Origin of the sequence: Baekduia sp. (assembly GCF_035318805.1) — a bacterium.
In the GTDB taxonomy this organism is placed as follows: Bacteria; Actinomycetota; Thermoleophilia; order Solirubrobacterales; family Solirubrobacteraceae; genus Baekduia.
Genome location: NZ_DATHDY010000077.1, coordinates 47,727 through 55,415, shown reverse-complemented (window position 1 = coordinate 55,415; position 7,689 = coordinate 47,727). Strand labels below are relative to the sequence as shown.

Here is a 7,689-nt window from a genome sequence, read left to right as displayed (position 1 = left end):
CGTCACCCCGCTCACCCTCGGCATCGAGACCAAGGGCGGCGTGATGACCAAGCTCATCGAGCGCAACACCACCATCCCGACCCGCAAGGGCGAGGTCTTCTCGACGGCCGAGGACAACCAGCCGTCGGTCGAGATCCACGTCCTGCAGGGCGAGCGCGAGATGGCGACCTACAACAAGTCGCTGGGCAAGTTCCAGCTGACGGGGATCCCGCCGGCCCCGCGCGGCATCCCGCAGATCGAGGTCACGTTCGACATCGACGCCAACGGCATCCTCGCCGTGTCCGCGAAGGACCTGGGCACCGGCAAGGAGCAGAAGATCGAGATCAAGGCCGGCTCCGGGCTCAGCGACGCCGAGATCAAGTCGATGGTCGGCGACGCCGAGGCGCACGCCGAGGACGACCGGAAGGCCCGTGAGCTCGCCGAGGCGCGCAACAACGCCGAGAACGCGGCCTACCAGGCCGAGCGCCAGCTCAAGGACCTCGCCGACCAGGTCGATCCCGAGTCCAAGACCGAGATCGAGGCCAACATCAAGGCCGTCCGCGACGTGCTGACCAGCGAGGACCCGGACGAGATCAACGCCAAGGCCGAGGCGCTGCAGACCGCCTTCCACAAGGTCTCCGAGGCCATGTACGAGAAGGCCCAGCAGCAGCAGGCCGCGGCCGCCGCGGACGCGTCCGGCGCGGCCGACGGGTCGACCAACGGCGACGCCGCCTCGTCCTCCGCCGAGGAGGACGTCGTGGACGCCGAGGTCGTGGACGAGGGCAAGTAGGTGTCCGAGGAGCGCGACACGACGCTCGACGGGCAGCGCGAGGCGGCGCCGGAGGAGACTCCGGCGCCGGTCGACGCCGCCGTCGAGGAGGTCGACGACACCGAGGAGCGGGCGCAGGACGCCGCGGTCGAGGCTCCCGAGGAGCCGGACTTCAAGGACCTGTACCTGCGCGCGGCGGCCGAGACCGAGAACGTGCGCAAGCGCGCGCGGCGCGACGTCGAAGCCGCACAGGCCCGCGCCGTGGCGCGCCTCGTGCGCGAGATCCTGCCGTCGCTGGACAACCTCGACCGGGCGCTGGCCGCCGCGGAGGCCGAGGAGGCCGACGCCGAGCACGCGGCCAAGGCCGTCGACGGCGAAACAGCAGATGAGCACCACCTGACCAAGGGCATCAGGTTGGTCCAGCAGGAGCTGCTGGCGGCGCTGACGCGCGTCGGCGTCGAGGCGTACTCGCCGCAGGGCGAGGCGTTCGATCCCCACCACCACGAGGCGGTCGCCCAGCAGCCCGTCGAGGGCGCCGCGAGCGGCACCGTCGTGCAGGTCTACCAGCCCGGCTACCGCTACAAGGACGAGGTCCTGCGCGCCGCGAAGGTGGTTGTCGCGGCATGACGCCGCCCGACCCCTACAAGATCCTCGGGGTCGAGAAGAAGGCGTCCGCCGACGAGGTCAAGAAGGCCTACCGCAAGCTCGCGCGCCAGTACCACCCGGACACCAACCCGGGCGACGCCAAGGCCGAGGAGCGCTTCAAGGAGATCCAGGCCGCCTACGACGTCCTCGGCGATCCGGACAAGCGCAAGCAGTTCGACCGCGGCGGCCTGTTCGGCGTGGGCGGCGGGCAGGGCGGCGGCTCCAACGGCCCCAGCGGCGGCTTCACGGCCGCCGACTTCGGTGGCTTCCAGGACATCCTCTCCAACCTCTTCGGAGGCGAGAAGGGCGGCACCGGCACCGGCGCCGGCCGCGGCGGCGCCGCGGGCGGCCCGCGGGCCGAGCGGGGCAAGGACCTGGAGTCGTCGGTCGCGATCACCTTCGAGCAGGCGATGCAGGGCGCCCAGATCCCGCTGAGCGTCGCCACGACGCAGACCTGTCCGACCTGTCGCGGCACCGGCGCCAAGCCGGGCACGTCGCCGAAGGTCTGCCCGAAGTGCCAGGGCCGGGGCATCGAGTCCCAGGGCCAGGGCCTCTTCTCGATCTCGCAGCCGTGCTCGCGGTGCCACGGGTCCGGCGCGATCATCGAGGACCCGTGCCCGACCTGCCAGGGCGCGGGCGCGCAGAAGACCGTCAAGAAGTACAAGGTGAACATCCCCGCGGGGGTGCGCGAGGGCAGCCGCGTGCGGCTGGCGGGCAAGGGCGAGGCCGGCCGTCACGGCGGACCGCCCGGCGACCTGTACGTCCTCACGCACGTCACGCCGTCGGCGATCTTCGAGCGCAAGGGCGACAACCTCGAGGTCGAGGTGCCGCTGACGATCCCGGAGGCCATCCGCGGCGCCGACGTCGAGGTGCCGACGCTCAACGGGCGCAAGAAGCTCCGCGTCGCGCCCGGCACCAAGCACGGCACGATCCAGCGCCTGCGCGGCGAGGGGCCGCCGAAGCTCGGAGGCAAAGGCAAGGGCGATCTCCACTACCGGTTCGTCATCGACGTGCCGGCGACGCTGAGCGCGGAGCAGTCCGAGGCGGTGGAGAAGCTGTCCGAGGTCATGGACGCCGACCCGCGAGCGAGGTTGTTCTCATGAGGCGCACCCGCACGACGACGCGCGTCACGGTCTCCCACGACCGCGGCGTGTTCATGATCTCGGTCGCGGCCGAGCTGGCCGAGATGCACCCGCAGACCCTGCGGATGTACGAGCAGCGCGGGCTCATCGAGCCCAAGCGCTCGCCGAAGGGGACGCGGCTGTACTCGCACGAGGACGTCGACCGGCTGCGGCGCATCCAGGAGATGACCAACGACCTCGGCCTCAACCTCGCCGGCGTCGAGCACGTGCTGCGCCTGGAGCAGGAGCTCGACCGGGCGCGGCGCCGGGTCGACGCGCTGGAGCGGCGCACCGAGGAGCTGCAGGCCGAGATGGACGCGCAGATCGCCGCGGTCAAGCGCGAGATGCGTGGCGGCGAGCTCGTGCCGCTCAAGCACACGCGGTCGATCGTGCCGGCGCGGGACGTCGCGCCGCCGGCGCCGCCGGCCGCGCCGCCGCCCCCGTCGGGTCCGCGGCGGATCCGCATCGAGCGCGAAGACGGCCGCGGGATCTAGGACGCTCGCGGCCTGATCGCCCGGCCGGCGGGGTAGGTTGCAGGCCGTGCGGCCGCTGAACCTGGGGGAGACGCTCGACGCGAGCATCAAGATCGTGCGCGAGCGCTGGCGCACGCTGGCGACCGTGATGGTGGTCGTCGCGCTGCCGATCCAGCTGCTCGACATCCTGATCGTCTCTTCGACGACCGACGTCTACGAGATCGGCACGGGGCTCACGACCGGCAGCGGCTCCAGCAGCACCACCTACAGCGACGAGGGCGCCTACATCGCCGGGCAGCTGGCGATGCAGCTGCTGTCGGTGCTCGGCTACCTGATCGGCACGGTCGCCTGCTACCGCGCGATCGCCGACAGCTACCTCGGCCGGCGCAGCAGCGCCGCCGACTCGCTGCGCTTCGCCGCGCGGCGGCTCGGCGCGACGCTGTGGCTCACCATCCTGCTCGTCGTCGGGCTCGTCTGCGCGTTGTTCGCGCTGGTCGTGCCCGCGATCTGGCTCGCCATCGCGTGGTCGGTCGCGATCCCGGCGCTGCTCGTCGAGGGCCGCGGCGGCGCTGCCGCGCTCAAGCGCTCGTTCGCGCTCGTCAAGGACCGCTGGTGGTCCACGCTGGGCCGGCTCGCCGTGGCCTACATCCTGGTCACGGTCGTCACGGGGATCCTGACGGTCGTGCTGCTGGTGCCGGCCGTCTGGGCGGTCGACAGCACCTCGTTCGGCGCGCTCGTCCTCGAGCACCTGGCGAACTTCGCGGTCTCGCTGGTCACGACGCCGTTCCTGGCCGCAGTGATCACGTTGGTGTACTTCGACCTGCGGGTGCGCAAGGAGGGCTTCGACCTGGCGCTGCTGGCCGAGCGGATGGGCGGCGCGCCCGCGGAGGCGCCGGCGCCCGGGCTCGCGCCGGCCGGCCGCCGCGAGGGCCGCGACGCCTTCGGCAACGCGCTGACCTCGGTGCCGCCGCCCGCGCCGCGGCCGGCCGCAGCGCCCGCGCCTCCCGGCGGCTGGGCGCCGCCCGTGGCGCCCGAGCCGCACCGGCCCTCCTCGCCGCCGGACGAGTGACCGGCGCGGCCCTGCGCGAGCTGGCCACGCGCGCGGCGAGCGGCGACGGCGCCGCGCGGCGCGAGCTGACCGCCGAGGCCCGTCGCGAGGCCCGGGCCATCCTCGCCGAGGGCCGCTTCCACGCGGGCGACCACCACGACGGCCCGTTGCACGGGCTCTTCGCGAAGCTGGGCGACTGGCTGCAGTCCCTGTTCGGTGCGCTGCCCGGCGGAGCGGTGAGCGGGTGGGTCCTGCTCGCGGCGTGCGTCCTGGCCGTCGCCACGCTCGCCGGGTCCTACGCACGGGCGCGCCGGGCCAGCCGGGGCTGGGGAGCGGGTCCGGCGCGGGTGTTCTCCGCCGCCCGCTCGGCGGGACCCGAGGAGCTCGAGCGCCGCGCCGCCGGCGCGGAGCGGTCCGGCGACCTCGACGCGGCGGTCCGCCTGCGCTTCACCGCGGGCCTCCTGCGCCTGGACCGTGCCCAGGCCATCGAGCTGCGCCCCTCCCTGACCTCCGGCGAGATCGGCCGTGCGTTGGGCTCGGCCCGCTACGACGCCCTGGCCCGGACCCACGACGCGGTCGCCTACGGCGGCCGGCGCGCCGACGGCGCCGACGCCGCGGAGGCGCGCGACCAGTGGCCGGCGGTCGTGGGGGAGGCGCGGCGGCGATGACCGCTCGCACGTGGGCCGTGCTCGGGGCGGTGGCGGTCGTGGTCGCCGCCGCGGTGCTCCTCGGGCGCGCGGAGGAGCGGCCGAGCGGGCCGGCGTCCTCGTCGTACGCGACGACGCCCGGGGGGTTGGCGGCCTACGCCGAGCTGCTGGAGCGCGCGGGCCACCAGGTACGCAGGATCCGGGCGCCGCTGGATCGGCGGCGGCCGGCGCGGGACGAGACCCTCGTGCTGGTCGACGGCCGTCCGCTGCCGGCCGCCGGGCGCCGGGCGCTCGTGGCGTTCCTGAACGGCGGCGGGCGCGCGGTCCTCGCCGGCCGGCGCGCGATCGGCGCCCTGGGCGTGCCGGTGCCGTCTGACTCCATGGCGCCCGCGCTCCGGCGGGTGGGCCGGGGCGAGGCGCTGCTGCTCGCCGACCCCGCGCCGCTGCGCAACCGCGCGCTGGCCACCGGCGACCACGCGGCGGTCGCGCTCGGGCTCGCGGGACCACCCGCGCGGCGGGTCGCGTTCGTCGAGTCGGTGCACGGCTACCACGAGGCGCGCGGGCTGGGCGCGCTGCCCGGGCGGGTGCAGACCTGCCTGGCGCTGCTGGCCCTCGCGGCGCTGGTCTTCCTCGCGGCACGCGGACGGCGGCTCGGGCCGCCCGAGGCGCTGGCCCGCGAGCTGCCGCCGCCGCGGCGCGCGCACGTCGACGCCCTGGCCGCCGCCCTGGCGCGCACGCGCGACCGCGAAGAGCTCTTGACCGCCGCGCGGCAGCGCGCGGCGACGACCACGACCACGGAGAAGCCATGAACGACCTCCACGACCGGGTGGCGGCCGAGGTGCGGCGCGCCGTCGTCGGCCAGGACGATGCCCTCGAGCTGCTGCTCGCGGCCGCCGCGCTCGGCGGCCACGTGCTGCTCGAGGGCCCGCCCGGCACCGCCAAGACGCTGCTGGCGCGCGCGTTCGCCGCGGCGCTCGACACGAGCTTCCGGCGCCTGCAGTTCACGCCCGACATGCTGCCCTCCGACGTCACCGGCACGGTCGCGCTGCGCGACGGCGACCTCGTCTTCCGGCCGGGCCCGCTCTTCGCCTCGGTGGTGCTGGCCGACGAGATCAACCGCACGCCGCCGAAGACCCAGGCGGCCCTGCTGGAGGCCATGGAGGAGCGGCACGTGACCGTCGACGGCGAGCGCCATCCGCTGCCCGAGCCGTTCCTGGTCGTCGCGACGCAGAACCCCGTCGAGTACGAGGGGACCTACCCGCTGCCGGAGGCGCAGCTCGACCGCTTCCTCTTCCGCGCCGACGTCGGCTACCCCGACGAGGCCGGCGAGCTCGCGCTCCTGCGCCTGCCCCGGCGCGGCCTGGCCCCCGCGGCGCTGGACGACGTCCGCCCGGTCGCCGGCGCCGCCGACCTGCGCGCGGCCCGCGAGGCCGTCGACGCCGTCCGCGCCACCGCGGAGGTCGAGGCGTTCGTGGTGTCCATCTGCCGCCGCACCCGCGAGTTGCCGGGCGTGACGCTCGGCGCGAGCCCGCGCGCGGCCGTCCACCTCCTGGCCGCGGCGCGCGCGTCGGCGGTCCTCGCGGGCCGCGACTTCGTCACGCCCGACGACGTCGTCCGGATGGCGCGGCCGGTCCTGGCCCACCGCCTCGTCCTGGCGCCCGAGGCCGAGCTGGACCGCTTCACCGCGGCCGACGCCGTCCGGGCGGCGCTGGCCGCCGTGCCGGTACCGCGATGAAGATGATGGCCTTGGTGGCGCGGTGACGCCGACCCCTCGCACCGCGGTGGTCCTCGCGCTCGTCGCGCTCGGCGCGCTCGTAGTGCCGGGCGCGGTCGCGGCGGCGGCCGTCGCGGTGCTCGCGGGCCTGGTGCTGGCGGATGCGCTGACGGCGCGGCGCCCGGTGCGGGCGACACGGGAGCTGCCGCGGGTGCTGGCGCGCGGCGTCGGCGTGCCGCTCGCCGTGGCGCTGCCCGACGGAGGCGCGGCACGGGTCCGGGTCCGGCAGCCGCTCGTGCCGGATCTCGCGCTCGACGTCCAGGAGAGCGACGGCGCGCTGCACGCGACGCTCACGCCACGGCGGCGCGGGCGGCACACGCTTCCCGCCGTCGCGCTGCGCGCCCGCGGCCCGCTCGGCCTCGGCGCGTGGCAGCACCGCGCGGGCGGCGAGCAGGAGCTGACGGTCTTCCCGGATCTGCCGAGCGCGCGGCGCCTGGCGCTCGCGGTGCGCGAAGGCCGGTTCCGCGATCCCGGCGTGCGCACGCGCGGGCCCGTCGGCCTCGGCACGGAGTTCGAGCGCATCCGCGAGTACCTGCCCGACGACGACGTCCGCCAGGTCAACTGGCGCGCGACCGCGCGCGCCGGCCGGCCGATGAGCAACCAGCACCGCGTCGAGCAGGACCAGGAGATCATGGTGGTGATCGACGTCGGGCGCCTGATGGCCGCCCCGCTGGGCGACCGTACGCGCCTGGACGCCGCGCTCGATGCCGCCGCGGCGCTGGCGTTGGTCGCCGACGAGCTGGGCGACCGCTGCGGAGCGCTGGCCTTCGACGACGCGCTGCGCCGCCACGTCCGCCCGGGCCGCGCGACCGGCAGCGCCGTCGTGCGCGCGACCTTCGACCTCGAGCCCAGCGACCGCGACGCCGACTACGAGCTCGCCTTCCGCACCGTCGGCGGCGGCAAGCGCGCGCTCGTCGTGGTGCTCACCGACCTGCTCGACGAGGCGGCCGCCCGCGCGCTGGTCGACGCGGTGCCGGTCCTGACGCGCCGCCACGCGGTGCTCGTCGCCTCCGCCCGCGACGCCGACCTCGAGACGCTGGCCCGTGCTCAGCCCGCCACCGACCACGACGGCCTCGCCGCGGCCGCCGCCACCGATCTCCTCGACGCCCGCCGCCGCGCCGCCGCCCGCGTCCGCGGCGCCGGGGCCCAGGTCGTCGAAGCGGCACCCGAGACGCTCGCCGCCGCCTGCGTCAGCGCCTACCTGCACACGAAGTCGCGCCGGCGCCTGTAGCT

Annotated in this window: 9 protein-coding genes; all 9 read left to right on the top strand. The window is 75.8% G+C overall.

The window, feature by feature from the left end:
* Window positions 1–769, top strand: a 769-nt coding sequence (locus VK501_RS17815; protein WP_324339702.1) for an Hsp70 family protein, incomplete at its 5' end; no start/stop codon positions are given.
* A complete protein-coding gene (locus tag VK501_RS17810; protein ID WP_324339700.1) occupies window positions 770–1,375 on the top strand; it encodes a nucleotide exchange factor GrpE in 606 nt (201 codons plus the stop codon).
* Window positions 1,372–2,496 carry a molecular chaperone DnaJ gene (gene dnaJ / locus VK501_RS17805; protein WP_324339698.1) on the top strand — a complete coding sequence of 375 codons (1,125 nt, stop codon included), beginning with the start codon at window positions 1,372–1,374 and terminating at the stop codon, window positions 2,494–2,496. Before VK501_RS17810 ends, dnaJ begins: the two co-directional genes overlap by 4 nt.
* Window positions 2,493–3,008 carry a heat shock protein transcriptional repressor HspR gene (locus VK501_RS17800; RefSeq protein ID WP_324339695.1) on the top strand — a complete coding sequence of 172 codons (516 nt, stop codon included), beginning with the start codon at window positions 2,493–2,495 and terminating at the stop codon, window positions 3,006–3,008. The genes dnaJ and VK501_RS17800 overlap by 4 nt, the downstream gene beginning before the upstream one ends.
* A gap of 46 nt (window positions 3,009–3,054) precedes the next feature.
* The gene (locus VK501_RS17795; protein ID WP_324339693.1) at window positions 3,055–4,056 is read left to right on the top strand and encodes a hypothetical protein; all 1,002 of its coding nucleotides are present in this window, start codon (window positions 3,055–3,057) and stop codon (window positions 4,054–4,056) included.
* Window positions 4,053–4,703 carry a DUF4129 domain-containing protein gene (locus VK501_RS17790; protein WP_324339691.1) on the top strand — a complete coding sequence of 217 codons (651 nt, stop codon included), beginning with the start codon at window positions 4,053–4,055 and terminating at the stop codon, window positions 4,701–4,703. Before VK501_RS17795 ends, VK501_RS17790 begins: the two co-directional genes overlap by 4 nt.
* On the top strand, window positions 4,700–5,491 hold the full coding sequence (locus tag VK501_RS17785) for a DUF4350 domain-containing protein (protein WP_324339689.1): 792 nt from the start codon (window positions 4,700–4,702) through the stop codon (window positions 5,489–5,491). The genes VK501_RS17790 and VK501_RS17785 overlap by 4 nt, the downstream gene beginning before the upstream one ends.
* The gene (locus VK501_RS17780) at window positions 5,488–6,417 is read left to right on the top strand and encodes an AAA family ATPase (protein ID WP_324339687.1); all 930 of its coding nucleotides are present in this window, start codon (window positions 5,488–5,490) and stop codon (window positions 6,415–6,417) included. The genes VK501_RS17785 and VK501_RS17780 overlap by 4 nt, the downstream gene beginning before the upstream one ends.
* A gap of 22 nt (window positions 6,418–6,439) precedes the next feature.
* Window positions 6,440–7,687 carry a DUF58 domain-containing protein gene (locus VK501_RS17775; protein WP_324339685.1) on the top strand — a complete coding sequence of 416 codons (1,248 nt, stop codon included), beginning with the start codon at window positions 6,440–6,442 and terminating at the stop codon, window positions 7,685–7,687.
* Window positions 7,688–7,689: the final 2 nt, after the last annotated feature.